Raw genomic sequence first — 229 nt, forward strand, 5'->3', positions numbered from 1 at the left:
GTCCGTAGGCGGCTTTATAAGTCAGTGGTGAAATCTCCCCGCTCAACGGGGAAACGGCCATTGATACTGTAAGGCTTGAATTATTAGGAAGTAACTAGAATATGTAGTGTAGCGGTGAAATGCTTAGAGATTACATGGAATACCAATTGCGAAGGCAGGTTACTACTAATGGATTGACGCTGATGGACGAAAGCGTGGGTAGCGAACAGGATTAGATACCCGTGTAGTC

At 45.4% G+C, this 229-nt stretch carries 1 rRNA gene; it reads left to right on the forward strand.

From position 1 onward, the window contains the following. A 16S ribosomal RNA gene (locus ACTHSQ_RS11510) occupies positions 1 to 229 on the forward strand; the annotation flags it as partial.

The organism is Neisseria sp. P0009.S008 (genome assembly GCF_051958615.1).
GTDB classification, from domain to species: domain Bacteria; phylum Pseudomonadota; class Gammaproteobacteria; order Burkholderiales; family Neisseriaceae; genus Neisseria; species Neisseria subflava.